Annotated in this window: 19 protein-coding genes, 2 tRNA genes, 2 rRNA genes and 1 pseudogene (1 of these 24 cut by a window edge); 12 read left to right on the top strand and 12 right to left on the bottom strand. The window is 68.4% G+C overall.

The window, feature by feature from the left end; translation table 11 throughout:
• The 6 genes and pseudogenes from ASD21_RS05850 to ASD21_RS24610 all read left to right on the top strand — a co-directional run.
• Nucleotides 1-866 (top strand): 23S ribosomal RNA (locus ASD21_RS05850); it begins 1,922 nt to the left of the window's first position.
• A 111-nt stretch (nt 867-977) separates the two neighbouring features.
• A 5S ribosomal RNA gene (rrf, locus tag ASD21_RS05845) occupies nt 978-1,092 on the top strand.
• A 94-nt stretch (nt 1,093-1,186) separates the two neighbouring features.
• A tRNA-Met gene (locus ASD21_RS05840) sits at nt 1,187-1,263 on the top strand.
• A gap of 22 nt (nt 1,264-1,285) precedes the next feature.
• Nucleotides 1,286-1,362, top strand: a tRNA-Met gene (locus ASD21_RS05835).
• A gap of 232 nt (nt 1,363-1,594) precedes the next feature.
• Nucleotides 1,595-1,798, top strand: a pseudogene (locus tag ASD21_RS24615) (cold-shock protein); the annotation flags it as partial.
• 147 nt (nt 1,799-1,945) lie between these two features.
• The gene (locus ASD21_RS24610; protein ID WP_233206781.1) at nt 1,946-2,140 is read left to right on the top strand and encodes a cold-shock protein; all 195 of its coding nucleotides are present in this window, start codon (nt 1,946-1,948) and stop codon (nt 2,138-2,140) included.
• Nucleotides 2,141-2,287: 147 nt separating this feature from the next.
• Here the strand turns inward: ASD21_RS24610 and ASD21_RS05825 are convergent, their stop codons facing one another.
• Nucleotides 2,288-4,588, bottom strand: a complete 2,301-nt coding sequence (locus ASD21_RS05825) for an NADP-dependent malic enzyme (protein WP_056438109.1) — start codon at nt 4,586-4,588, stop codon at nt 2,288-2,290.
• 378 nt (nt 4,589-4,966) lie between these two features.
• Here ASD21_RS05825 and uraH point away from each other — a divergent pair, with 378 nt between their 5' ends.
• From uraH to guaD, 5 genes are read left to right on the top strand one after another with little or no spacing between them, the layout of a single operon-like run.
• Nucleotides 4,967-5,314: a hydroxyisourate hydrolase gene (uraH, locus tag ASD21_RS05820; protein WP_056438108.1), complete on the top strand. Its 348-nt coding sequence runs from the start codon at nt 4,967-4,969 to the stop codon at nt 5,312-5,314.
• Nucleotide 5,315: 1 nt separating this feature from the next.
• The gene (xdhA, locus tag ASD21_RS05815; protein WP_056438105.1) at nt 5,316-6,791 is read left to right on the top strand and encodes a xanthine dehydrogenase small subunit; all 1,476 of its coding nucleotides are present in this window, start codon (nt 5,316-5,318) and stop codon (nt 6,789-6,791) included.
• Nucleotides 6,784-9,123, top strand: a complete 2,340-nt coding sequence (xdhB, locus tag ASD21_RS05810; RefSeq protein WP_056438102.1) for a xanthine dehydrogenase molybdopterin binding subunit — start codon at nt 6,784-6,786, stop codon at nt 9,121-9,123. The genes xdhA and xdhB overlap by 8 nt, the downstream gene beginning before the upstream one ends.
• A 42-nt stretch (nt 9,124-9,165) precedes the next feature.
• Nucleotides 9,166-10,176 carry a xanthine dehydrogenase accessory protein XdhC gene (gene xdhC, locus ASD21_RS05805; RefSeq protein ID WP_056438099.1) on the top strand — a complete coding sequence of 337 codons (1,011 nt, stop codon included), beginning with the start codon at nt 9,166-9,168 and terminating at the stop codon, nt 10,174-10,176.
• Entirely contained in the window at nt 10,163-11,449 is a 1,287-nt protein-coding gene (gene guaD / locus ASD21_RS05800; RefSeq protein ID WP_056438096.1) for a guanine deaminase, read from the top strand. The genes xdhC and guaD overlap by 14 nt, the downstream gene beginning before the upstream one ends.
• 154 nt (nt 11,450-11,603) lie before the next feature.
• On the opposite strand, the gene ASD21_RS05795 is transcribed toward guaD, so the two are convergent.
• The 5 genes from ASD21_RS05795 to ASD21_RS05775 all read right to left on the bottom strand — a co-directional run bounded on the left by ASD21_RS05795 (nt 11,604) and on the right by ASD21_RS05775 (nt 17,111).
• Entirely contained in the window at nt 11,604-12,563 is a 960-nt protein-coding gene (locus ASD21_RS05795; protein ID WP_056438093.1) for a nucleoside hydrolase, read from the bottom strand.
• Between the two features lie 144 nt (nt 12,564-12,707).
• Nucleotides 12,708-14,885: a TonB-dependent receptor gene (locus ASD21_RS05790; RefSeq protein WP_056438090.1), complete on the bottom strand. Its 2,178-nt coding sequence runs from the start codon at nt 14,883-14,885 to the stop codon at nt 12,708-12,710.
• A gap of 215 nt (nt 14,886-15,100) precedes the next feature.
• On the bottom strand, nt 15,101-15,502 hold the full coding sequence (hpxZ, locus tag ASD21_RS05785) for an oxalurate catabolism protein HpxZ (protein ID WP_056438087.1): 402 nt from the start codon (nt 15,500-15,502) through the stop codon (nt 15,101-15,103).
• Nucleotides 15,499-16,896, bottom strand: coding sequence for an AtzE family amidohydrolase (locus tag ASD21_RS05780; RefSeq protein WP_056438085.1), 1,398 nt, complete (start codon nt 16,894-16,896; stop codon nt 15,499-15,501). The genes hpxZ and ASD21_RS05780 overlap by 4 nt, the downstream gene beginning before the upstream one ends.
• Nucleotides 16,893-17,111, bottom strand: coding sequence for an AtzG-like protein (locus ASD21_RS05775; protein ID WP_056438082.1), 219 nt, complete (start codon nt 17,109-17,111; stop codon nt 16,893-16,895). The genes ASD21_RS05780 and ASD21_RS05775 overlap by 4 nt, the downstream gene beginning before the upstream one ends.
• Nucleotides 17,112-17,335: 224 nt before the next feature.
• Between ASD21_RS05775 and ASD21_RS05770 the strand changes: the two genes are divergently transcribed.
• The gene (locus ASD21_RS05770) at nt 17,336-18,283 is read left to right on the top strand and encodes an acetamidase/formamidase family protein (RefSeq protein ID WP_056438080.1); all 948 of its coding nucleotides are present in this window, start codon (nt 17,336-17,338) and stop codon (nt 18,281-18,283) included.
• Between the two features lie 142 nt (nt 18,284-18,425).
• Here the strand turns inward: ASD21_RS05770 and ASD21_RS05765 are convergent, their stop codons facing one another.
• From ASD21_RS05765 to ASD21_RS05740, 6 genes are all read right to left on the bottom strand, one after another.
• A complete protein-coding gene (locus ASD21_RS05765; protein ID WP_156390597.1) occupies nt 18,426-19,100 on the bottom strand; it encodes a TetR/AcrR family transcriptional regulator in 675 nt (224 codons plus the stop codon).
• The gene (locus ASD21_RS05760) at nt 19,097-20,278 is read right to left on the bottom strand and encodes a urate hydroxylase PuuD (protein ID WP_056438077.1); all 1,182 of its coding nucleotides are present in this window, start codon (nt 20,276-20,278) and stop codon (nt 19,097-19,099) included. The genes ASD21_RS05765 and ASD21_RS05760 overlap by 4 nt, the downstream gene beginning before the upstream one ends.
• A gap of 1 nt (nt 20,279) precedes the next feature.
• The gene (gene uraD / locus ASD21_RS05755; protein WP_056438073.1) at nt 20,280-20,801 is read right to left on the bottom strand and encodes a 2-oxo-4-hydroxy-4-carboxy-5-ureidoimidazoline decarboxylase; all 522 of its coding nucleotides are present in this window, start codon (nt 20,799-20,801) and stop codon (nt 20,280-20,282) included.
• On the bottom strand, nt 20,798-21,715 hold the full coding sequence (gene puuE, locus ASD21_RS05750) for an allantoinase PuuE (protein WP_056438070.1): 918 nt from the start codon (nt 21,713-21,715) through the stop codon (nt 20,798-20,800). Before puuE ends, uraD begins: the two co-directional genes overlap by 4 nt.
• Nucleotides 21,712-22,935 (bottom strand): pyridoxal-phosphate-dependent aminotransferase family protein, encoded by a 1,224-nt coding sequence (locus tag ASD21_RS05745; protein ID WP_056438067.1) that lies wholly within the window; start codon nt 22,933-22,935, stop codon nt 21,712-21,714. Before ASD21_RS05745 ends, puuE begins: the two co-directional genes overlap by 4 nt.
• A 107-nt stretch (nt 22,936-23,042) precedes the next feature.
• Nucleotides 23,043-24,263 carry an allantoate amidohydrolase gene (locus ASD21_RS05740; protein WP_442856949.1) on the bottom strand — a complete coding sequence of 407 codons (1,221 nt, stop codon included), beginning with the start codon at nt 24,261-24,263 and terminating at the stop codon, nt 23,043-23,045.
• Nucleotides 24,264-24,418: the final 155 nt, after the last annotated feature.

The raw sequence follows: 24,418 nt of genomic DNA, 5'->3' as shown, positions 1-24,418 counted from the left end.
TTCCCCGTGAAGATGCGGGGTTCCCGCGGTCAGACGGAAAGACCCTATGAACCTTTACTGCAGCTTCGCCTTGGCGTTAGCAGCAACATGTGTAGGATAGGTGGGAGGCTATGAAACTCGGGCGCCAGTTCGAGTGGAGCCATCCTTGAAATACCACCCTTATTGTTGCTGACGTCTAACCGCGGCCCGTTATCCGGGTCCGGGACATGGCGTGGCGGGCAGTTTGACTGGGGCGGTCGCCTCCCAAAGTGTAACGGAGGCGCGCGATGGTGGGCTCAGACCGGTCGGAAATCGGTCGTCGAGTGCAATGGCATAAGCCCGCCTGACTGCGAGACTGACAAGTCGAGCAGAGACGAAAGTCGGCCATAGTGATCCGGTGGTCCTGCGTGGAAGGGCCATCGCTCAACGAATAAAAGGTACTCTAGGGATAACAGGCTGATTTTGCCCAAGAGTCCATATCGACGGCAAAGTTTGGCACCTCGATGTCGGCTCATCACATCCTGGGGCTGGAGCAGGTCCCAAGGGTTCGGCTGTTCGCCGATTAAAGTGGTACGTGAGCTGGGTTCAGAACGTCGTGAGACAGTTTGGTCCCTATCTGCCGTGGGTGTACGAGACTTGAGAGGATCTGTCCCTAGTACGAGAGGACCGGGATGGACACACCTCTGGTGGACCTGTCATGGCGCCAGCTGTGCAGCAGGGTAGCTAAGTGTGGAATAGATAACCGCTGAAAGCATCTAAGCGGGAAACTAACCTCAAAACAAGGTCTCGCTGAGAGCCGTGGTAGACCACCACGTTGATAGGCCAGGTGTGGAAGCGCTGTGAGGCGTGTAGCTTACTGGTACTAATAGCTCGATAGGCTTGATCGTTCTTCAGTCAAACCCATGACTGAGCTTTACAAAACTCCAGACATGCGATGTCTTCTTCACAACAATGCTTGGTTCGCCCAAAAGGCGGACCAACAGCATCCTTTTTGCTGACCTGGTGGCTATGCCGGGGGTTCCCCACCCGATCCCATTCCGAACTCGGTCGTTAAGTCCCCCAGGGCCAATGGTACTTCGTCTCAAGGCGCGGGAGAGTAGGTCGCCGCCAGGTCCGCTAAAAGGATGCTTCTTGTAAGAGCCAAACCAGCTAACGCCGGCGCTCAAAGTCCAAACCCTACCCACGATCAAATCACTACCCTCTTCGCCGCGGGGTGGAGCAGCCCGGTAGCTCGTCAGGCTCATAACCTGAAGGTCACAGGTTCAAATCCTGTCCCCGCACCCAAGNAAATCACTACCCTCTTCGCCGCGGGGTGGAGCAGCCCGGTAGCTCGTCAGGCTCATAACCTGAAGGTCACAGGTTCAAATCCTGTCCCCGCACCCAAGCCTTATAGCCAAGCTTCTCGACGCCCTTCGATGTGTGGCCCCCGCGCCACTTCCGGTGGCGTTTCGGTCGCGATCGACCCGTGTCACGCGAAAATTTATCGCCCGGACCGGCCTCGGCTTGAGATTCTGCGATCAAACCCCGTAGCGCGTTCCTGGAATTTGCGTCATGAGAGCAGGATGGAAGGACGCGGGTCGGTAACTGGCCCGCTGAATGAGGTTTTGAGGATAAGATGGCGAACGGTGTCGTTAAGTGGTTCAACCCGGCCAAGGGCTTTGGTTTCATTCAGCCCGAGGACGGCGGCCAGGACGTGTTCGTCCACATCGCCGCGGTTGAACGTTCGGGTCTGTCGGGCCTGAACGAAGGTGATCAGGTGGCATACGAGCTGGAAGAAGATCGTCGCTCGGGCAAGACCTCGGCCGGCAATCTGCGCGTGACCGGCCAAGGCGCGGCGCCGTCGGCTCCCCGCCGTCCGGCCCGCGAATTCGGCGCCCCGCGCGGCGGCGGCTATGACGCGCCTCGTGGCGGCGGTTACGGCGGCGGCGGCGGCGGCGGCGGCACGGGCGAAGCCGGCACCGGCGTTGTGAAGTGGTTCAACACCACCAAGGGCTTCGGCTTCATCCAACCGGACAATGGCGGCGGCGACATCTTCGTGCACATCTCGGCCGTTGAACGCGCCGGCCTGCGCGGCCTGAACGAAGGCCAGCAAGTCGGTTACGAACTGGAACAGGACCGCCGCTCGGGCAAGACCTCGGCCGGCAACCTGCGCATCCTCTAAGGATCGGAATCAGGCCGGACGCGGAGCGTTCGGCCGATCTTTCGACCCCCGAATTAGGCCCCGCCGGAGCCTTTCCCCGTCGCTGAGACGGTGGAAGGGCTTCTGCGGGGCTTTTTCGTGTCCGCGACCGGGCCGATGAAGGGGCTTCTAGGCCCGCCGAAGCTCGCGCTCGGCGGCCGCCTGGTTCACCGCCAGAGCGGTCATGTTGGCGATGCCGCGCGCGGTGACGCTGGGCGTCAGCACATGCAGCGGCCGGCTCATGCCCAGCAGCACGGGCCCGACCAACAGGCCCTCGGTGGCGGCGCTGAGCAGGGTCAGGGCGATGTTGGCCGCGTCCAGGGTGGGCATGACCAGCAGGTTGGCCGAGCCCTTCAGGGCGCTGTCATGCACCAGGCGGTCGCGCAGGGCCTGGGAGAGGGCGGCGTCGGCGTGCATCTCGCCATCGACCTCGAGCTCCGGCGCGCGCTCGCGCACCAGGGCCAGGGCCTCGCGCATCTTCCGGGCGGTCGGCGAGTTCGACGCCCCGAAGCTGGAGTGCGACAGCAGAGCCGCCTTGGGCGTCAGGCCGAAGCGCCGCACGGACTCGGCGGCCAGCAGGGTCATCTCGGCCACCTGCTCGGCGGTCGGGTCGACGTTCACGTGGGTGTCGCAGAAGAACAGCGTGCCGTTGTCGATGATCAGGGCCGACAGGGCGTAGACGCGGCCGACGTTCTCGCTTTTGGGAATGATCGGCAGGACATAGGTCATGTGCTGCCACCAGTCGCCGGCCCCGCCCACCAGGGCGGCGTCGACGTGGCCGGCCTGCAGCAGCATCGAGGCCGAGACGGTCCGGCGGTTGGTCACCCGGCGCTCGGCGGCCAGGGGCGGCACGCCCCGACGGCTGACCAGGCCCTGGTAGCGCTCGACCAGCGGGGCGAACAGCGCCTTGTCGGCCGACGGATCGAGAATCTCGACGCGACCGTCGAAGTCCAGGCGCAGGCCCATCTCGGCGGCCTTGGCGATGATCGTCTCGCGCTTGCCGATCAGCACGGGCTTGCAGAGACCCTCGTCCAGCACGGTCTGGACGGCCCGCAGCACCCGTTCGTCCTCGCCCTCGGCATAGGCCACGCGGATCGTCGAAGTCTTGGTGGCCTTGCGGGCCCGCTCGAACACCGGCCGCATCAGCTGGCCCGAGCGATAGACGAACAGCTCCAGCTCGGCGCGATAGGCGTCGAAGTCGGCGATCGGCCGGGTGGCGACGCCGCTGTCCATGGCCGCCCGGGCCACGGCGGGCGCGATCTGCAGGATCAGGCGCGGGTCGAACGGCTTGGGGATGATGTAGCTGGCGCCGAACATCGGGGCGACGCCGCCATAGGCGCTGGCCACGACTTCCGAGGCCTCGGCCCGGGCCAGTTCGGCGATCGCCTCGACGGCCGCCACCTTCATGGCCTCGTTGATCTCCGAGGCGCCGACGTCGAGCGCGCCGCGGAAGATGAACGGGAAGCACAGGACGTTGTTGACCTGGTTGGGGTAGTCGCTGCGGCCCGTGGCCATGATGGCGTCGGGGCGCTGGGCGGCGACGAGCTCGGGCAGGATCTCCGGCTCGGGATTGGCCATGGCCAGGATCAGCGGATTGGGCGCCAGCAGCGGCAGCCACTCGGCCTTGAACACGCGGGGCGCCGACAGGCCCAGGAAGATGTCGGCCCCGGGCAGCACGTCGGGCAGCGACCGCGCGTCGGTCGGCCGGGCGTAGCGGGCCATGTTGTCGGGCATGTCGGGCTCGCGGCCGGCATGGACCACGCCCTTGATGTCGGTCAGGGTGACGTTCTCGACGGGCAGGCCCATCGAGACCAGCAGGTCCACGCAGGCCAGGGCCGCCGCGCCGGCGCCCGAGGTGACCAGCTTGACGTCCTTGAGGGTCTTGCCCTGCACGACCAGGGCGTTGCGGACGGCGGCGGCGCAGACGATGGCGGTGCCGTGCTGGTCGTCGTGGAAGACCGGGATCTTCATCCGTTCGCGCAGCTTGCGCTCGATGACGAAGCATTCCGGAGCCTTGATGTCCTCCAGATTGATGCCGCCGAAGGTGGGCTCCAGGGCCGCGACCACCTCGATGAAGCGGTCGGGATCCTCGGCGTCGACCTCCAGGTCGAAGACGTCGATGCCGGCGAATTTCTTGAACAGGACCGCCTTGCCCTCCATCACCGGCTTGGAGGCCAGCGGGCCGATATTGCCCAGGCCCAGCACGGCGGTGCCGTTGGAGATCACGGCCACCAGATTGCCCCGGGCGGTGTAGTCGCGGGCGCAGTCGGGATCGGCGGCGATAGCCTCGCAGGGCGCGGCGACGCCGGGGGAGTAGGCCAGGCCGAGGTCGCGCTGGGTGGCCATGCGCTTGGTGGCCTCGATCGCCAGCTTTCCGGGCCGCGGCAGACGGTGGTAGTCCAGGGCGGCTTTACGGAAATCCTCGTCCATCGGTCGTTCCTCGGTGACTGCGCAAGGTAAGGCGGCGCGGATCGTCTGGTGCGGGCCCCTGGGCGCCCGGTGTCGCGATCCGTCAGGGCCTAGCTACCGGTGTTGGCGCGGCTTTTCCAACCTTACCCAGGGTCAAAGCATGTTTTTTACGGTTCGGGTCGCCGCGCGAGCGATCGCGGGTGGCTCGCTAAGTAATAAAAGACTTATATAACGCCCATCCGGCGGGCGCCCGACGCCGTCACGCAAGGCGGTTCGCCGTCTTGGCGAGGCGGGCGAGCATCCGGGCTGGACTTGCGGGCGAGGCGGTTTCAGCATCGCTCGAAAGGCCCGGGGGTCTAGAATGGCGCACGGCGACGGCGAGCAAGGAACCACGAACGCATGAGCGGCCTGACCACCCACATCCTCGACACGGCGGCCGGCCGCCCGGCGGCGGAGGTCGTCGTGCGGGTTTTCGCCCGGCGCGGGGGAGAGGTCAGCCTGCTGAGCGAAACCCGCACCGACGCCGACGGCCGGGCGCGGCTGGTCGCGGGCGAGGATCTGGCGGTCGGCGGCTATCGCCTGGAGTTCGCGGTGGCCGACTATTTCAAGACTTCGGGCGCGGTCGTCAGCGATCCGCCGTTCCTGGACGTGGTGGTGATCGATTTCGCGGTGGCCGATCCGACCCAGCACCACCACGTCCCGCTGCTGGTCTCGCCGTTCGGCTATTCCACCTACCGGGGCAGCTGAGATGGCGGTGCGCTTCCTGCTGAACGGCGAGGTGGTCGAGGCCGAGGGCGTCGACCCCACCCGCACGCTGCTGGAGCATCTGCGCGGCGACCTGCGGCGCACCGGGACCAAGGAAGGCTGCGCCGAGGGCGACTGCGGGTCGTGCACGGTGCTGGTCGGCGAACTGGAGGGCGAGGCGGCCGATCGGAAAGTTTCCTGGCGGGCGGTCAACAGCTGCATCCAGTTCGTGCCGATGCTGGACGGCAAGGCGGTGATCACCGTCGAGGGCGTCGCCAGAAAGAATGGCGCCAAGGACGAGCCGCATCCGGTGCAGGCGGCGATGGTCGAGCACCACGGCTCGCAATGCGGCTTCTGCACGCCGGGCATCGTCATGTCGCTGTACGGACGGGCGGTCGCGGCCAAGGGCGCCGACGCGCCGGTCGACGAGGTGCTGGCGGGCAACCTGTGCCGCTGCACCGGCTATGGCCCGATCATCGCGGCGGCCGAGACCATCATTCCCGAGGCGGCTCCGGACGTGGCCGACAAGCTGGCGGGATTGAAGCGCGACGAGGCCCTGAGCCTGGACTACGCCGACCCGATCGCCGGCCTGACCCGGCGCTGGTTCGCGCCTTTGAGCGTGGACGAGCTGGCCAAGACCTACGCGGCCTATCCGGACGCCGTGGTCGTGGCCGGGGCCACCGACATCGGCCTGTGGGTCACCAAGCTTCGCAAGCCGCTCAAGACCCTGATCGACATCGGTCGGGTGGAGGAACTCAAGACCGTCGCCCGCGAGGACGGTGGGCTGCGCATCGGCGCCGGCGTGCGCTATGCCGACGCCCTGGAAACGCTGGGCGAACTCTATCCCGACCTGGGCGCGATGATGCGCCGGCTGGGTTCGACCCAGGTGCGCAACAGCGGCACGATCGGCGGCAACATCGCCAACGGCTCGCCGATCGGCGACATGCCGCCGGCCCTGATCGCGCTGGGCGCGGAGCTGGTGCTGCACCACTGGAACGAGCGGCGAACCCTGCCGCTGGAGGACTTCTTCATCGCCTATGGCAAGCAGGACCGCCGGCCGGGTGAATTCGTCGAAGCGGTGCGGGTTCCCGATCCGCGACCCGGCGCGATGTTCAAGGTCTTCAAACTGTCCAAGCGCTTCGACCAGGACATTTCGGCGGTCTGCGGGGCGTTCAACATCCAGATCCAGGATGAGGTCGTGACCAGCGCCCGCATCGCCTATGGCGGCATGGCCGGCACGCCGAAGCGGGCCGTCGCCTGCGAGGCCGCCCTGGTCGGCCAGCCGTGGAACCGGGCCACGATCCACGCCGCCGTCGAGGCCCTGACCGGCGACTTCAGGCCCCTGACCGACGCCCGCGCCTCGGCCGCCTATCGCGCCCTGACGGCCGGCAACATGCTGCGCAAGGTGTTCATCGAGTCCGCCCGGCCGGATCTCGAAACCCGCGTGCAGACGTACGCCTTGGGGGCGGCCCATGGCTGATTCCGGCGCCAAGCTGGTCGAACCGGTCGTCTTCCAGGGCGTTCACGCCGCGCTGCCGCACGACAGCGCCCTGCGCCACGTCTCGGGCGCGGCGATCTATGTCGATGACATTCCCGAACCGGTCGGCATGCTCCACGTCCACCTGGGCATGAGCACGCGGGCCCACGCCCGGATCGTGTCGATGGACCTGGCGGCCGTGCGCGCCTCGCCCGGCGTGGTCACGGTGCTGACCGCCCAGGACATTCCCGGCGAGAACGACGTCAGCCCGGTGATCCACGACGACAGGTTGTTCGCCGACGGCGAGGTGATCTGCGTCGGCCAGAGCCTGTTCGCGGTGGCCGCCACCTCGATCGCCGCCGCCCGCGCCGCCGCCGCCAAGGCCGTGGTCGAGTACGAGGATCTGCCCGCCGCGATCACCATCGCCCAGGCCCGTGACGCCGATCTGAAGATCGAGGCCAGCCAGCGCATGGCGCGCGGCGACGCGGCCGCCGCCCTGGCCGCCTCGCCCCGGCGGCTGCGAGGCGTGTTCGCCATCGGCGGTCAGGACCATTTCTATCTCGAGGGCCAGGTCGCCCTGGCCACGCCGGGCGAGGGCGGCGACCTCCACGTCTGGTCGTCGACCCAACATCCCAGCGAGGTCCAGCACCTGGTCGCCCGGGTGCTGGACGTGCCGCACACCTCGGTGACCGTCGAGGTCCGCCGAATGGGCGGCGGGTTCGGCGGCAAGGAGACCCAGGCCTCGCTGTTCGCCGCCGCCGCCGCCCTCGTGGCGGTCAAGACCGGCCGCCCGGCCAAGGCCCGGCCCGATCGCGACGAGGACATGGTCATGACCGGCAAGCGGCATGACTTCGAGATCGCCTACGACGTCGGCTTCGACGACGAGGGCCGGTTGAGGGGGCTGGCGCTCGAGCTGGCCTCGCGCTGCGGTTCCACCACCGACCTGTCGATGGCCATCAACGACCGGGCGATGTTCCACGTCGACAACTGCTACTTCCTGCCGGCCGTCGAGATCGTCTCGCACCGCTTCAAGACCCACACGGTGTCGAACACCGCGTTCCGGGGGTTCGGCGGTCCGCAGGGCATGGCGGCGATCGAGCGGGTGATGGACGCGGTCGCCCAGGCCGCGGGGCTGGATCCGCTGGAGGTGCGCCGGCGAAATCTCTATGGCGGCGAGGGGCGCAACCTGACGCCCTATCACCAGACGGTCGAGGACAATGTCGCGCCCCAGCTGCTGGCCGAACTGGCGGCGTCCTGCGACTACGAGGACCGCCAGCGCGAGATCGACGCCTACAACGCCAAGAGCCCGGTGCTGAAGAAGGGCCTGGCCCTGACGCCGGTGAAGTTCGGGATCTCGTTCACCACCACCCACCTGAACCAGGCCGGGGCGCTGATCCACCTCTATGCCGACGGCTCGATCCTGCTGAACCACGGCGGCACCGAGATGGGGCAGGGGCTGTTCGTCAAGGTCGCCCAGATCGTCGCCGAGGCCTTCAAGGTCGACGTGTCGCGCGTGAAGGTGACCTCGACCGTCACCGACAAGGTGCCCAACACCTCGGCCACGGCGGCCTCGTCGGGCACGGACCTGAACGGGATGGCGGCGCTGAAGGCGGCCAACACGATCAAGACGCGGCTGGTCGAGTTCGCGGCCATGAAATGGGGCTGCCTGAAGAGCGCCGTCGAATTCACGCCGCAAGGCCTGCGGGCCGGGGAGACGCTGATCCCGTTCGAGGTCCTGTGCCGCCAGGCGCACCTGGCCCGGGTGTCGCTGTCGTCCACCGGCTTCTACGCCACGCCCAAGATTCACTACGACCGCGCCACCCACACCGGCCGGCCGTTCTACTATTTCGCCTACGGCGCGGCCTGCAGCGAGGTGCTGATCGACACCCTGACCGGCGAGATGAAGGTCACCCGGGCCGACATCCTGCACGACGCCGGCCGCTCGCTGAACCCCGCCATCGACCTGGGCCAGATCGAGGGCGGTTTCATCCAGGGCATGGGCTGGCTGACCACCGAGGAGCTGGTGTTCAGCGCCGACGGCCGCCTGCTGACCCACGCCCCCTCGACCTACAAGATTCCCACCTGCGGCGACCGGCCGGCGGTGATGAACATCGCCCTGTGGGAGCCGGGTCGCAACGTCGAGGAGACGGTCCATCGCTCCAAGGCCGTGGGCGAGCCGCCGCTGATGCTGGCCTTGTCGGTGCTGTCGGCGGTGAACCGGGCGGTGGCCTCGGTGGCCGACCACAAGGTGTTCCCGAACCTGGACGCGCCGGCGACGCCCGAGCGGATCCTGATGGCGGTCGAGGACGTCAAGCGGAGGGGCGGTCTTGGTTAGGGCGGCGACCTACATCCTCCCTCTCCCAATGGGAGAGGGCGCATGAACTGGGCCCGCCAATCCCTCGCGCGTCTGGCCGAGGATCAGCCCGTCGCCCTGGTCACGATCCTCGCCACCGAGGGCTCGGCGCCGCGCGACGCCGGGACCAAGATGGTGGTCTGGGCCGACGGTCAGGCCGGCACGATCGGCGGCGGCAATCTGGAGCACCAGGTCGCCGACCAGGCGCGGCGCATGCTGCTGACGGAGGTCCACTTCGCCCTGCAGGACTATCCGCTGGGCCCGCTGCTGGCTCAATGCTGCGGCGGCCGCGTGCGGCTGCTGATCGAGCGCCTGGACAAGACCGCCGTCGACTGGCTGACCGACGCCGCGCGCCGCCTGGACGCCGACCAGCCCTTCGAGGTCCGCACCCGCTTCAACCCCGGCGCCCTGACCAAGACCGTCGCTCCGGTCGCGGCGTCTAGTCCCGAGGGGGCGACGATCACCCTGGCGGGCGAGCCGGCGACGACGCGCGGGGCGCGGCCGACGCTGGGCGACGTGCTGGTCGAGCCGCAGGACCTGCCGCGCCCGCCGGTGCTGCTGTTCGGGGCCGGCCATGTGGGCCAGGCCGTGGCCCGGGCCCTGGAGCCGCTGCCGTTCCGCCTGGCCTGGTACGACACCCGCCCCGAGACCGCCGAATTTCCCGGCGTGACGGTCGGGACGGCCGCCGAGCTGGCCGCCGCCGCCATGGGCGCGGGGCCCGACGCCTATATCCTGGTCATGACCCACGACCATAATCTGGACTACGCCCTGACCTCGTCGGCCCTGGCCGGCGGAGCGTTCGGCTATCTGGGCCTGATCGGATCGGACACCAAGAAGGCACGGTTCCTGAGCCGGCTGCGCAAGGACGGCTTCGGCGACGGGACGGTGTCCCGCGTCACCTGCCCGATCGGCCTGCCGCACCTGAAGAACAAGGCTCCCGAGGTGATCGCCGTCTCGGTGGCCGCCGACCTGCTGATGCGGCTCGAGGCCGCCCGCCGCGAACGTACGAAGGATCTCCAGCTTGCAAGCCTATAGGGCGTCGATCCTCCACCTGGAGGACGACCCGAACACCACGGACGGGGAGGCGCACGCCTTCCACGAGGATGGCCTGCTGCTGGTCGAGGACGGTCGGGTCATCGCCTGCGGCGACTACGCCAAGCTGGCCGACGAACTGGGCGATACGCCCATCGAAGACCTGCGCGGCAAGCTGATCGTCCCCGGCTTCGTCGACACCCACATCCATTTCCCGCAGGTCGACATCATCGCCGCCCACGGCGAGCAGCTGCTGGACTGGCTGGAGCGCCACACCTTCCCGGCCGAGGCGGCGTTCGCCGACAAGGGCCACGCCGAGGAGACCGCCGAGTTCTTCGTCGAGGAGCTGCTGCGCAACGGCACGACCAGCGCCCTGGTGTTCGGCTCGGTGCACAAGGTCTCGGTCGAGGCGCTGTTCGCCGCGGCCCTGAAGCGCGACATGCGGGTGATCGCCGGCAAGTCGTTGATGGACCGCAACGCCCCGCCCGGCCTGACCGACACGGTCGAGAGCAGCCGCGCCGACATGCAAAGCCTGATCGCCGACTGGCACGGCAAGGGTCGGCTGGGCTATGCGGTCACCCCGCGCTTCGCGATCAGCTGCAGCGACGAACAGCTGACCATGGCGGGCGAGGTGCTGGCCGAGCATCCGACGGTGTGGATGCAGACCCACCTGTCGGAGAACATCCGCGAGATCGTCGACACCGCCAAGCTGTTCCCCGAGGCGAAGGACTATCTGGACGTCTATGACCGCTTCGGCCTGGTCGGGAAGCGCTCGGTCTTCGCCCACTGCGTCCACCTGCAGGGTGAAGCGTTCCAGCGGCTGGCCAATGCCGGTTCGGCCATCGCCTTCTGCCCGACCTCCAACCTGTTCCTGGGCTCGGGCCTGTTTCCGCTGGAGACCGCCTGCGCCCACGGCGTGAAGGTGGGGATCGGCACGGACGTCGGGGCGGGGACGACGTTCTCGATCCTCCACACCCTGGGCGAGGCCTACAAGGTGGGCCAGCTGCGCGGCGAGGCGCTGGACCCGTTCCACGCCCTGTACCTGGCGACGCTGGGCGGGGCGCGGGCCCTGGGGCTGGAGGACGAGATCGGCAGTCTGGAGCGCGGCAAGACCGCCGACTTCCTGGTGCTGGACCTGGCGGCGACCCCGCTGCTGGCCCGGCGGATGCCGGCGGCGCGGAGCCTCGAGGACCGGCTGTTCGCGCTGACCGTGCTGGGGGACGACCGCGTGGTGGAGCGGACGTACGTGGCCGGGGTGGAGCGGTATCGGCGCTGAGCCCTCTTAGGTCCCCCCCCTGTGGGGGAGGTGGCGGCGAAGCCGACGGAGGGGGGAGTGATCGGCAGGCGGCGGCGTCTTGGAAATTCGGTCCTGAAACTCCCCCCACCGATCGCTTCGCGATCGCCTCCCCCATAGGGGGAGGGCCTTTGCCTTAAGCCCCCATCGTCTCCGCGTACAACTTCAACAACCCCTCGGCCTTCACCCCCACGGTGATCGCCTGGATGGGCTGGTCGTCCCAGGCCGACGGCCCGAACAGCTCGCCCTCGACCTTCTGGCAGGTCTGGCCCAGGGCGATGCCGTCGGTGACCACCCGGATCGAGCCGGGGCGAACCTCGAACAGCGACGGGTCGATCACGAACGCCACCGCCGCGGCGTCGTGCACGCAGCAGCCGACGATGCCGTCGCGGCCGCCGTAGAACGCCGCATAGGGCTTGGAAATGGCGTTGAGGAACGCGCCGGCCGGACCGGCCGAGGCTTCCAGGGCTTCCATGTAGGCGGGAGTCATCACCACCTGGGTGGTGACGTCCAGGCTGACGGCGGTCACATGCCAGGGGGCGGTGAACACCAGGTCGGCGGCCTCGGGATCGTTCCAGATATTGGCCTCGGCCACCGGCGTGACGTTGCCCGGCTTGCCGGCCACGCCGAACGCGCCGCCCATGATCACCACGGCCTTGAGCAGGGCGGCGACTTCCGGATCGGCCCGCAGGGCCAGGGCCAGGTTGGTCAGCGGGCCGACCGCGACCAGGGTGATCTCGCCGGGGTTCTCGCGCGCCAGGTCGATGATCGCCTGGTGAGCCGGCTTGGCCTCCGGCCGGGCGGGGACCAGGCCCGTCAGCGCGACGTCGCCCAGGCCGTTCTCGCCGTGCACGAAGGTGGGCGAGGGATTGCGCGGCCGGGTCAGCGGCTTGTCCGTGCCCTTGAAGACCGGGGCCGTCAGGCCGAAGCGGTCCTTCAGGTAGAGGGCGTTGCGGGTGGTGATGTCGATGTCGGCGTTGCCGTAGACCGTGGTCACGGCCACCAGGTCGAGCGCGGGGCTGGCCTCGATGAACAGAAGCGCCATGGCGTCGTCGATGCCGGGATCGGTGTCGAAGATGATTTTGGAGGTCGTCATCCGAGGGATTTAACTCATCGTGTGATGGAGGGGGAGGCCCTCCGAAACGAACCATGCTCCCGGCGCGAACCGGGAGCATGGCGGGACGATGGCAATCCTTCGTGAGTTCCGCCCGGCGGTGAGGCCGGGCGGGGTCGTTTCAGATTACCGCTTGGCGCTGATCGAGATGCCGACGATCCGAGGCTCGTTGACGAAACCGGTCAGGTTGTTGAAGTCGATGCCGCCGCGCAGGTTCACCTCGTTGGTGATGTTGCGGGCGAACGCGGCGATTTCGAAAGCGCCGTCCTGCTTGGCGTAGCCGAGCTTCAGACCGCCTTCGAAGTCGCCCTTCGAGTAGAACTCCTTGCTCTGATAGAGGAAGATGTTCGTGTAGCCCTGGGTGAACCAGTCGGTGTAGGCGAACAGTTCGCCGTCGCCGATCGGGTAGCTGTAGCGACCCGTGAAGTTCAGCACGTATTCCGGGGCGTTCGGGAACGGGTTGCCGTTGACCAGGGCCTGACCCGAGGCGTTCTTGGGGTCGGTGACCGTGCACTGGGCGCAGACCGCCACGGCCAGGTTCTTGTCCTTGATCTTGGTGTGGTTGTAGCTGTAGCCGGCGGTCAGCAGCAGGTTCTCGGTGACCTGGAACTCGCCGTCGAACTCGACGCCGTAGGCTTCGCCCTTGTCGGCGTTGATCAGCAGGGTGCCGTTGGTGGCCCCGCCGATGGCGCTGAACTGCGGGTTCTTTTCTTCATAGGTGAAGGCCGCGCCGTTGAAGCGGACGCGGCGGTCCAGCAGTTCGCTCTTGAAGCCGATTTCGTACGACTGGATCGTCTCCGACTGCGCCACCGAAGCGGGGCTGAAGAACACGATGTCGCGGCCCTGGATGGTCGGGCCGCGGAAGCCGTGGGCGGCGCGGGCGTACAGGCTGAAATCGTCGGCCACGTCATAGAACGCCGACAGATCCCACGAGACCTTGCTGTCCTGCACCGAGACTTTCGGCGCGGTCGAGCCGACGACCGTCATGCTCTTGTCGTCGTCGGTGTAGCGCAGGCCGCCGGTCACCTTCAGCTTGTCGTTGACCTGATAGGCGGCCTGACCGAACGCGGCCCAGGCGGTGTTCTTGTGATTCAGCGTCGCCTTGTTGAAGCCGGCGTCGGTGGTCACCAGGAAGTCCGATTTGAAGTAGTAGCCGCCGACTTGCCAGCTGAACGGACCTTCGGTGTCCGAGGCCAGGCGCAGTTCCTGGGTGTACTGGTCCAGGTCGTCGATGCCGTCCCGGGTGTCGGAGTCGAACGGGATGAAGCCCGGGCCCGTGCCGGCCACGCCGCCGTCGATGTCGCCGCGGCTGTAGCCGTTGGTGGTTTCGTAGGCGCTGATCGAGGTCAGGGTCACGCCGCCGAAGTCGTAGTCGACCTTAATGGACTCGCCGTTGCCGTCGTACTTCTGCGGGTTGTTGGCGCCCCCGTTGTAGAAGACGGAATCCCGGTCGAAGTTGCTGTTGATCTTGTTGCTGCCGGCCGTGAGGATGTTAGCGCGGAAGATCGCGGCGGTGCCGACCAGCGAGCGGTTGTGGGCGTTCAGCAGGACGCTGAGGTCCTCGGTCGGGGTCCACAGCAGTTGGCCGCGGATGGCGTACTCGTCGTAGCCCCCCATCGCGTCCTTCTCGTGGGTGAAGGTGTTGTCGATGTAGTTGTCGCGGTGCTGGCCCAGAACGGCGATCCGGCCGGCCAGCTTGCCTTCGACCAGCGGGCCGCCGACGCCGCCTTCGGCGGTCCACGAACCGTACGAGCCGTAGGTCACCGTGCCGTTGGCCTTGAAGGTCTGGCTCGGCTTGACGCTGTCGAACTTGACGATGCCGGCGGTGGTGTTGCGGCCGAACAGCGTGCCTTGCGGGCCGCGCAGCACTTCAACCTGCTCGACGTCGAAGATCGGCGTGCTCTTCAGCACGACGTTTTCCATGACCACGTCGTCCATGATCACCGAGACCGGCTGCGAGGCGGCCAGGTCGAAGTCGGTGTTGCCCAGGCCGCGGATGTAGAAGCGCGGCGCGGCGCGGCCGTTGGAGCTTTCGACGAACAGGCCGGGCACGCGGCTCGACAGGGCCAGCACGTCCTCGCCGCCGGCGAACAGGGCGTCCAGCTTCTCGCCGCCCATGGTGGCGACCGAGACCGGCACTTCCTGGATGTTTTCCGAGCGCTTCTGGGCGGTGACGATCACATCGCCGAGCGCGGTGGGCGTTTCCTGGGCGAAGGCCGGGACGGCGACGCCGACGGCGAGGGCCAGGGCGGTGAGGGCGGCGCCGCGATGGAGGCGGCTGCGCAGCTTGGTGGCGGTGGTCATTGAAGTATCCCCTTCATGCGTCGGCGGCCCGACGCTTAAGGGTGCAATGCACAATGAACGAGGCGAATCCAAAGGTTTGATGACGTATCGACCGCCGTTGGGTGAAGTTTTTGCTCTGGATGTTACTATTTGACCACGCCGCGACGGGACTGCTCAAAAGCAGATCATAAGTCAGGGATTTATTACTTATTGTCATGGCGCGGACGGTCGATCGCTTACGGCGCAAGGCGTTGATCGGCGCCGTCCTGCAGGAACGAGACGTGGGCCGAGACGACTTTCCAACCGGTTTCGGTGCGGATCCAAACCTGGCTTTGGCGGCCGGGACGTTTTGCCCCTTCGCGGAGGAATTCGACGTTGGCGATCGCGAAATCCCGCCCAAACGTGGTGATTTCCGTCCTTAGGCGCGACCTCGGCGGCGAGCCGCCCGAGCGGCCGATTCGAAAGGCCGCGATCGCCTCGAATCCATAGAGGTTCTCGGCCACGCCGTAGCGCACGGTTTCGGGCGCGTCGCGGAAGAAGCCGTCCAGCGCCTCGACGTCATTGGTCATCAGCGCGGTCTCGTAGGCGTCGACCGCGGCGGTCACCTCGGCCAGCACGTCGGGTTCGTTGACGATCATGCATGCGCCTCCGGAGGCCTGTGGGCGGCGACGAGGCCGGCCCGCTCCAGGCGCAGGGCGGCGGCCAGGGCCAGGTCCTCGCGCCAGGCCGGGGCGATGATCTGCACCCCGATCGGCGGCTTGCCTGGCCGGTTGACCGGCGCGGCGACAACCGGCAGGCCGACGTAGCTGATGGGCTGGGTGTAGGCGCCGAGGTTCTTGCGCACCGATACCTGCTGGCCGTCCATCTCCATGGTCGTCTGGCCGATGCCCGGCGCGGGGCAGACCGAGGCCGGGGCCAGCAGCACGTCGAAATCCTCGAACACGCCGCGCACGGCGTCTCGGAACACCGGGCGATAGCGGCGGGCCGCTTCGGCGACGGCGTCAGGCGTCAGCGCGCCGGCCAGCAGACGGTCGCGGACGGCGGGATCGTAGTCCAGGGGCCGGGTCTTCAGGTCGGGCCAGTGCAGATGGGCGGCTTCGATCGGGGTCAGACAGAAGGCGGCGGCGCGGGCCAGCTCGGCGCCAGGCAGTTCGACGCCGCGCCTAGCCTGCAGGGCGTCGGCGACGATCTCCAGCGCCTCCAACACCTCGGGAAAGGCGCCCTGCGCGAACCAGCCGCCCAGCACGCCGACGCGGAGAGGACCGTCGGCGATGGCTTGCAGGCGAGGGGCGGCTGGTTCGACGGGCCGACGGCAGAGCGGATCCAAGGGATCCGGGCCCTGCATCAGGTCGTAGGCGAGGGCCAGGTCGGCGACCGAGCGGGCGAACGGCCCCACATGGTCCAGGCTCTCGACAAAGGGAAAGGCGCCCTGGCGCGACAGGCGGCCCAGGGTGGGCTTCAGACCGAACACCCCGCACAGGCTGGCTGGGATGCGGATCGAGCCGTTGGTGTCCGAGCCCAGGGCCAGGGGGACCAGGCCGCCGCCGACCGCCGCGGCTGAACCGCCGGATGAGCCGCCGGCGATGCGGGTCGGGTCGTGCGGATTGCGGGTCGGACCGTCGTGGGCGTTCTCGGTGACGAAGCCGTAGGCGAACTCGTCCATGTTCAGCGCGCCGATCAGCACCGCCCCGGCGGCGGTCAGGCGCTGGACGGCGGTGGCGTCGTGGGCGGCGGGGGGCGCGTCGCGGCGGATCCTGGACCCGGCGATGGTGGTCACGCCCTCGACGTCGAACAGGTTCTTCACGGCGAAGGGGACGCCGGCCAGCGGACCGACCGGACGGTCGGCGGCGAGGTCGGCGTCGATGGCCTCGGCCTGAACCAGGGCGCGCTCGGCGAAGACGGCGGTGTAGGCGTTGAACGGGTCGCTCTTCGCGCGGGCGAGCGCGGCTTCGGTTTCGGAACGGGCGGTGGTCTTGCCGCGCTGGATGTCGCCGACGACCGCCAGGGCCGAGCGGAAATCGGCGGCGCTCATGGCTCGAACACTTCGGGCGCCGGCGGGGCGGTGTCGTCGAGGGCGGCCATGAACGTCGCGGCCTGGCGGCGCAGCAGGGCCAGGTTCTCGACAACGCCGGCCCGGGTCTCCGGCGGCAGGGCCAGGCCCAGCGCTTCGGCCCGGGCGTCCGCATAGGCGGCGACCGTGTCGTCGTCGAGGGCCAGGAACGCTGCGAGCGCCGGATCGGTCGCCATGCGGACGAGCTCCACAAGTAAGAAATTTCTTCATAACCGGGATGTGCGGTCGCCGCCAGCACCATAGGCCTCGAACGCGCCGACGCCCACGTCCGCGCCATCCCGGCGGCCGCTCTGCCCGTCGGATGGGCGCCGGCGCGCTTCGCCCCGCCGCGCGGCGGTCGAGACTAGGGTGGGGCGGCCGCCGCGCGCCAACTGAGCCCTGGTAATAGAGGGCTTACTTCATGCGGCATCACCTGGCCTCGGCCCCGGACACGGTGCGCTTCGGGATCTTCGACGCCGCCTTCGACCCGGTGCTGACGGTCGCGCCCGGCGACACCGTGGTGATCGACTGCGTGTCTGGCGGCCCCGAGGTCATGCCGGGCCCGGACGCGGGACTGGCCATCCCGCCCGCCCTGCGGGCGATCCACGACGCCCGGCTCGAGCGCATCGGGCCGCACATCCTGACCGGCCCGGTGGCGATCGCCGGCGCGGAGCCGGGCGACACCCTGGAGGTGCGGATCGAGGCCATCGAGCCCAACAACACTTGGGGCTATTGCGCTGTCCGGCCGTTGGCCGGGACCCTGCCGGACGAGTTTCCCGAGCGCTATGTCAGCCACATCGCCGTCGACGCCGCGGCGGGAACCTGCAAGCCGGCCTGGGGGCCGACCCTGCCGCTGCGGCCGTTCTTCGGCACCACCGGCGTCGCCCCACCGGCCCGCTACGGCCGCCTGTCCAGCCGCGAGCCGCGCGAGCACGGCGGCAACATGGACTGCAAGGAGCTGGTCGCGGGCTCGACCCTGTTCCTGCCGGTCTGGGTTCCGGGCGCGAACTTCAGCGCCGGCGACGGCCATGGCCGCCAGGGCGACGGCGAGGTTTGCGTCAACGCCCTGGAAATGGGCCTGACCGGGACCTTCACCTTCGTGCTGCACAAGGCCGCCCACGTCGGGGTCCGCACCTGGCCGAGCGCCGAGAGCCCGACCCACTACCTGACGCTGGGCTTCAACGAGGACCTGGACCTGGCGATGAAACAGGCCCTGCGGGGAATGATCGACCTGATCGTCTCGCGCTCGTCGCTGAGCCGGGTGCAGGCTTACCAGTTCTGTTCGCTGGCGGTGGACTTCCGCGTGACCCAGACGGTCAACGGCGAGAAGGGGGTGCATGGGATGCTGGAGAAGGGGGTTCTGTTCTAGCCCCCTCCCTGTGGGAGGGGTGTCGGCGAAGCCGACGGGGAGGGGAGTTTGGGCGGCGGCCGCATCCCGGATCGACCGCCGGAAAACTCCCCCCTCCGGTCGCTACGCGACCACCTCCCCCACAGGGGGAGGACTTGGGCCCCTACTTCCGCAGATAGCCTTCCAGCAGCTCCAGCGCATGCGTCAGCCGCGCCCGCCGCCACTCCGGCTTGCTCATGTCGGTGTCCAGCGTCACCGACAGCGAATAGCCGTTGGCCAGGTGGAACCGGCTCATGGCCGCGATGGTCACGTAGATCTGGGCCCAGTCCAAGCCGTCGCGGAAGATCCCCTGCTTCTGGCCGCTGTCGATCAGCCGCTCGATGGTCCGGCGCAGCGGGAACGCGGTCTCGGTGACCTTGCGCGACTGGGAGACGAACTTGCCCTGGATCAGGTTCTCGTTGCGCAGCAGGCCGTCGATGCGCGGGTTCTTCTCGAAATACTCGAAGGTGAACCGCTGCAGCGCGAGAAAGCCTTCCAGCGGCCGGTCGAAGTCGATCTCCAGCTCGGCCTCGCGGCCGCGCAGGTCCTCGTAGGCGGCCTCCAGCACCGCCAGGTACAGGCCCTTCTTGTCGCCGAAGTAGTGGTAGAGCATGCGGATATTGCACTTGGCGGCCTTGACGATCTTCTCGATCCGCGCGCCGGCGTAGCCCGCCTGGGAGAACTCCCGCAGCGCCGCGGTCAGGATCGCCTTGCGCGTCCGCTCGGCGTTGCGCTTGCGGGGCGCCGGAGCGGCGTCGTCGGTCGGTGCGGCCGAAGGCGTCTCTGCCAAGGTGGTCACTGCGTCTTTGCTCCTGCCTCGATCCAGGCGCCCAACTGGGCCCGCTCGTGATCGGTAATATGAGTCTCGTTTCCAAGGGGCATGCTGGTCGAGTCCACCGCGCGTTCGCGGATCTTGCCCGCATAACGCGCCATGCCCGCCGGCGTGTCGAAGGCCGCGCCGTTGGGCGGGGCGGTGAAGCCCTTGTGGGTCGGAACGGCGCCGTGACAGGCCACGCAGTGCTTTTCGACGATCGCCTGGGCGACGGGGAAAGGCACGTCCGAGACCGTTTCGGCCTTGGGCTTCTGGCTGGCGATCACGCTGACGAAGAACACCATCATCACCCCGGCGAAGATGAAGCCCGGCCTGATGATCCCGTGGTGGCGCAGAATGAAGAAGTAGCGGATCGACACCCCGCCCAGGCTGATCATCGCCAGCAGCAGCCAGGCCAGGTGATGGCCCGTCACCACCGGATAGTGGTTGCTGATCATGATGAAGATGACCGGGAGAGTCATGTGGGTGTTGTGGACCGAGCGCTGCTTGCCCATCGCGCCCAGGCGCGGATCGACGGGACGTCCGGCCAGCATGTCGGCGACGATCTTGCGCTGGTTGGGGATGATGATCAGGAACACGTTGCCGACCATGCACGTGCCGATGATCGCGCCGACGTGGATGAAGGCTCCGCGGTCGGTGAAGAGCTGGGTCAGGGCCCAGGTCGCGGCCGTCAGGGCTAGGAACCAGACGACGCCGAACAGGCGCGGTCTCTGGCCCAGCGGCGAGCGGCACAAACCCTCGTAGACGACTAGGCCGCCCAGGATGAAGGCCAGGCCCGTGGCGACGGCGCCGGCCTGGCTGAACGCATGCTTGGAGGCGTCGATCAGATAGACCGGCGCGCCGACGTAGTAGAGCACGATCAGCAGGGCGAAACCCGACAGCCAGGTGGTGTAGGCCTCCCATTTGAACCAGTGCAGATGGTCGGGCATGTGGGCCGGGGCCGTCATGTACTTCTGCGAATGGTAGAAGCCGCCGCCGTGCACGGCCCACAGCTCGCCCTTCACGCCGTCCTTTTCGGGAACGGGAGCGCGCAGATTGTTGTCCAGCCAGACGAAGTAGAACGAGGCGCCGATCCAGGCGACGCCGGCGATCACGTGCAGCCAGCGCAGGGAAAGGTTCAGCCAGGTGGTGACGTCGTAGTCCATCTCAGCCGGTGACCGCGTCTTGCAGTCGAAGTTTCGAGATCAGGCCGATCTGCCTGATCGCTTCGGCGACCTCGGCGGCCTTGTCGTTCTCCAGGCGCGCCTGCATGGCGGCCAGGATCGAGGTCTTGTCGTTCAGCCGCACCGCGACGATGAACGGAAAGCCGAAACGCTCGCGATAGGCGGCGTTCAGGGCGTGGAAGCGGTCGAACTCTTCCTGGGTCAGGCGGTCCAGGCCCGCGCTGGCCTGTTCGGCGTTGCTCTCGGCGGTCAACGTCTTGTCGATCGCCGCCTTGCTGGCCAGTTCCGGGTGGGCGCGGATCAGGGCCAGGCGCTGGTCCTCCGAGGCGGCCTCCAGAACGGTCATGGTCGCGGCATGCAGGGCCTCGACGCTGTCGAACGGCGCGGCGTCATAGGCGCGCTGCACCACCCACGGCGACAGCTCGAACGCGAAGCCCAGGGTGGTGGCGAAACCGGTGCGGTTCATCCGGTTCAGGTCGGACAGGGTCAGGGGCGGGGCGCTCATTTGTTCGCTGCCTTGTAAGGGTGGGTCGCGATCCAGTGCCGCGCGATGTCGATGCGCTTGGCGACCCAGACCTTGTCGCGGGCGGTGATGTGGTTGAGGAAGCGCCGCAGGGCCATGATCCGGCCCGGCTTGCCGACGATCCGGCAGTGCAGGCCGACGCTCATCATCTTCGGGGCGGTCTCGCCCTCCAGATAGAGGGCGTCGAAGCTGTCGCGCAGATAGGCGAAGAACTGGTCGCCGCTGTTGAAGCCCTGGGGCGCGGCGAAGCGCATGTCGTTGGCGTCCAGGGTGTAGGGCGCGATCAACTGCGGCCGGCCGTGCTGGTCGTCCCAATAGGGCAGGTCGTCGGCGTAGCTGTCGGCGTCGTAGACGAAGCCGCCTTCCTGGGCGATCAGCCGGGCGGTGTTGGGACTGGTGCGGCCCTGGTACCAGCCCAGCGGCCGCTCGCCGGTCAGGGCCTCGTGGATCTCGATGGCCTGGGCGATGTGCTCGCGCTCCAGCGCCTCGGGGAAGTGCTGGTAGTCGATCCAGCGATAGCCGTGGGTGGCGATCTCCCAGCCGGACTTGAGCATGGCCTCGACGGCGTCAGGGTTGCGCGCCATGGCCTGGGCCACGCCAAAGACGGTCAGCGGCAGGCCGAATTCCTCGAACAATCGTCGGATGCGCCAGAAGCCGGCCCGCGAACCGTATTCGTAGAGGCTCTCCATCGACATGTGCCGGGCGTCGGGGATCGGCTGGGCGCCGACCATCTCCGACAGGAAGTGCTCGGCCTGCGGGTCGCCGTGCAGCACGCTGCGCTCGGCGCCTTCCTCGTAGTTCAGGACAAACTGCACCGCCACGCGGGCGCCGTTGGGCCACCGGGCGTGGGGCGGGTTCTCGCCGTAGCCGATCAGGTCGCGGGGGTAGTCGCTCATGCGAACACCCCCAGCGCCGCGTCCACCCCGGCCCCGGCCGTGAAGCCGTAGCCCTCGCCGCGCAGCACCGCCTCCAGCGCCGCCAGCGTGGTCAGCACCGCGTGCTTCTTCGCGTTCACGCCCATGGCCCCGATCCGCCAGACCTTGCCCGCCAGCGGTCCGAACGCCGTGCCGATCTCGATCTCGAAGTCGGTGCGCATGCGCGAGCGCACCCGGTCGCCATCGACGCCGGGCGGGATCAGCACGGCGGTGACATTGGTCATCTTGTGGGCCTTGTCGCCGTAGACGCTCAGGCCCATCGCCTCGACCCCGGCGACAACCGCCGCCCCAGCCTGGGCGTGGCGGGCGAAGCGGGCCTCCAGTCCTTCCTCCAGCACCACCCGGGCGCATTCGCGGGCCGCGTACAGCATCGAGGCGGCCTCGGTGTGGTGGTTCAGGCGCTTGTCGGACCAATAGTCCATGATCATCGCCAGGTCGAAATAGTTGGAGGCGATGCGGCGGCCGGCGCCGCTGACGACGCCCGCCGTGGCGATGCCGGCCTCGACGTGCTTGCGGCCGTTGATGTGCGCGGCGGCGCGGTCGGAGATCGTGATCGGGCCCGAGCCCGAGGGACCGCCCAGGCACTTCTGCAGGCCGCCGGTGACGATGTCGGCCTGCCAGGCGTCGACCGGCACGCTCATGCCGCCGATCGTCGCCGTGGCGTCGACATAGAGCAGGGCGTCATGACGCCGGCAGATCTCGCCGATCGCCTCGATGGGCTGGGCCATGGTGGTGGAGGTGTCGCCGTGCACGCAGGCCACCAGGCGCGGGCGCACGCGCTTGACCACGTCCTCCACCGCCTGCGGATCGACGACCTTGCCCCACTCGCCCTCGACCAGGGTGACCTTGGCGTCGCAGCGCTCGGCGATCTCCGACAGCAGCAGGCCGAAGCGCCCGGCGTTGACCACCACCACGTCGTCGCCCGGCGCCAGCACCGACACCAGGGCCGCTTCGATCGCGGCGCGCGAGGTGCCGTCGATCAGGAACGTCCATCGGTTCTGGGTCTGGAACACCTGGCGGTACAGAGCCATGGTCTCGTTCATGTAGCCGGTGAACTCCGGGTCGAACTGGCCCAGCAGCTGCACCGACATGGCCCGCAGCACGCGGGGGTGCACGTTGATCGGGCCGGGGCCCATCAGCAGGCGGGCGGGGTGGTCGAGTTCGCCGAAAGTCTGGGTCATGCGGTGGTCTTCATAGGGCGGTCGAGGGGCCGCCCTCGTCCTTTGACAAGCTCAGGATGAGGGCTACGGGAACGTCGTGGATCAGGCTGCGATCGCATTCAAAACCCTCATCCTGAGCTTGTCGAAGGACGAGGGTTTTGCGCCGCCAGCCGCTCGACGAAATCCAGCATAACCTTCGCCGCCAGGGCGCAGTCGGCCTCGGTCACGGCCTCGCGCGGATTGTGGCTGATCCCGCCCTCGCAGCGGATGAACAGCATGGCGGTGGGGCAGAGGTCGGCGATGACCATGGCGTCGTGGCCGGCCCCGCTGGGCAGGCGGCGCGGGGCCTGGCCCGTCGCGGCGACGGCCTTCTCCAGCAGGGCGGTCAGGCCCGGATCGCAGGGGCTGGCGGCCAGGTCCTGCATCAGGGTGATCGAGACCTCCAGACCGCGCCGGGCGGCGATGGCCTGGATCTCGGCGGTGACGGCCTCGACGGCGGCGTCGCGGGTGGCGGCGACCTCGGCCCGGACGTCCATCGAATAGTCGACCGCCCCGGGAATGACGTTGAAGGCGCCGGGCAGGGCGGTGATCCGGCCCACGGTGCCGACCAGGCCGTCCTGACCTCCCGAGCAGATCCGCTCCAACGCCAGGATCGCCTCGGCGGCGGCGGGGCCTGGATCCTTGCGCAGGTTCATCGGCGTGGTGCCGGCGTGGCCGGCCGTGCCGGTGAACCGCACCATCAGCCGCTTCTGGGCGGCGATGGCGGTGACCACGCCCAGGGCCAGGCCCTCGGCCTCGAGCACCGGGCCCTGTTCGATATGGGCCTCCAGGAAGGCGAAGATCTCGCCCGGCTTGCGCGCGGCTTCCTCCAGGCGGGTGGGGTCCAGGGCGAAGGCCGCGAAAGCCTCGGCCAGGCTGACGCCGTCACCGTCGGTCATCTCCATGACACTGGGCTTGACGGTCCCGGCCACGGCGCGGCTGCAGGTCATCGAGGCGGGGAAGCGCGAGCCTTCCTCGTCGCCGAACGCGATCACCTCGACCGCGAAGGGCAGGCGGCGGCCGGCGCGGGCCAGGGCCTCGACCACGTCGACCCCCAGCATCACGCCCAGAGCGCCGTCATACCGTCCGCCGTTGCGGACGCTGTCGATGTGCGAGCCGATCAGCAGGGCCGGGGCGTTCGGCGTCTCGCCCTCGTAGCGGCCGACCAGATTGCCGGCGTGGTCGCGGCGGGCGGTCATGCCGGCCTCTTCCATCCAGAAGGCCAGGGTCTTGAGCGCTTCATCGTGGGCCGGCGTGAGGAAACGGCGCACCAGCATGCCGTCGACCTCGCTGTAGGGCTCCACGCCCATCAGGTCGCAGCGGGTCTTGGCCCGAACACCGATCTCGTAGGCTTCCGCCACCCTGCCGGGCTCCCCTTTGCCGTACACGCCATCCGTGACATGCTTTGCCTAACATCGGCGAGCCGCAAAGCGCGCGATGATCGGCGACGCGGTACGGCTTCCCG

Origin of the sequence: Caulobacter sp. Root1455 (assembly GCF_001426905.1) — a bacterium.
Lineage (GTDB): Bacteria > Pseudomonadota > Alphaproteobacteria > Caulobacterales > Caulobacteraceae > Caulobacter.
The sequence above is the reverse complement of the archived record's forward strand: the minus strand, read 5'-3'. Positions and strand labels throughout refer to the sequence as shown.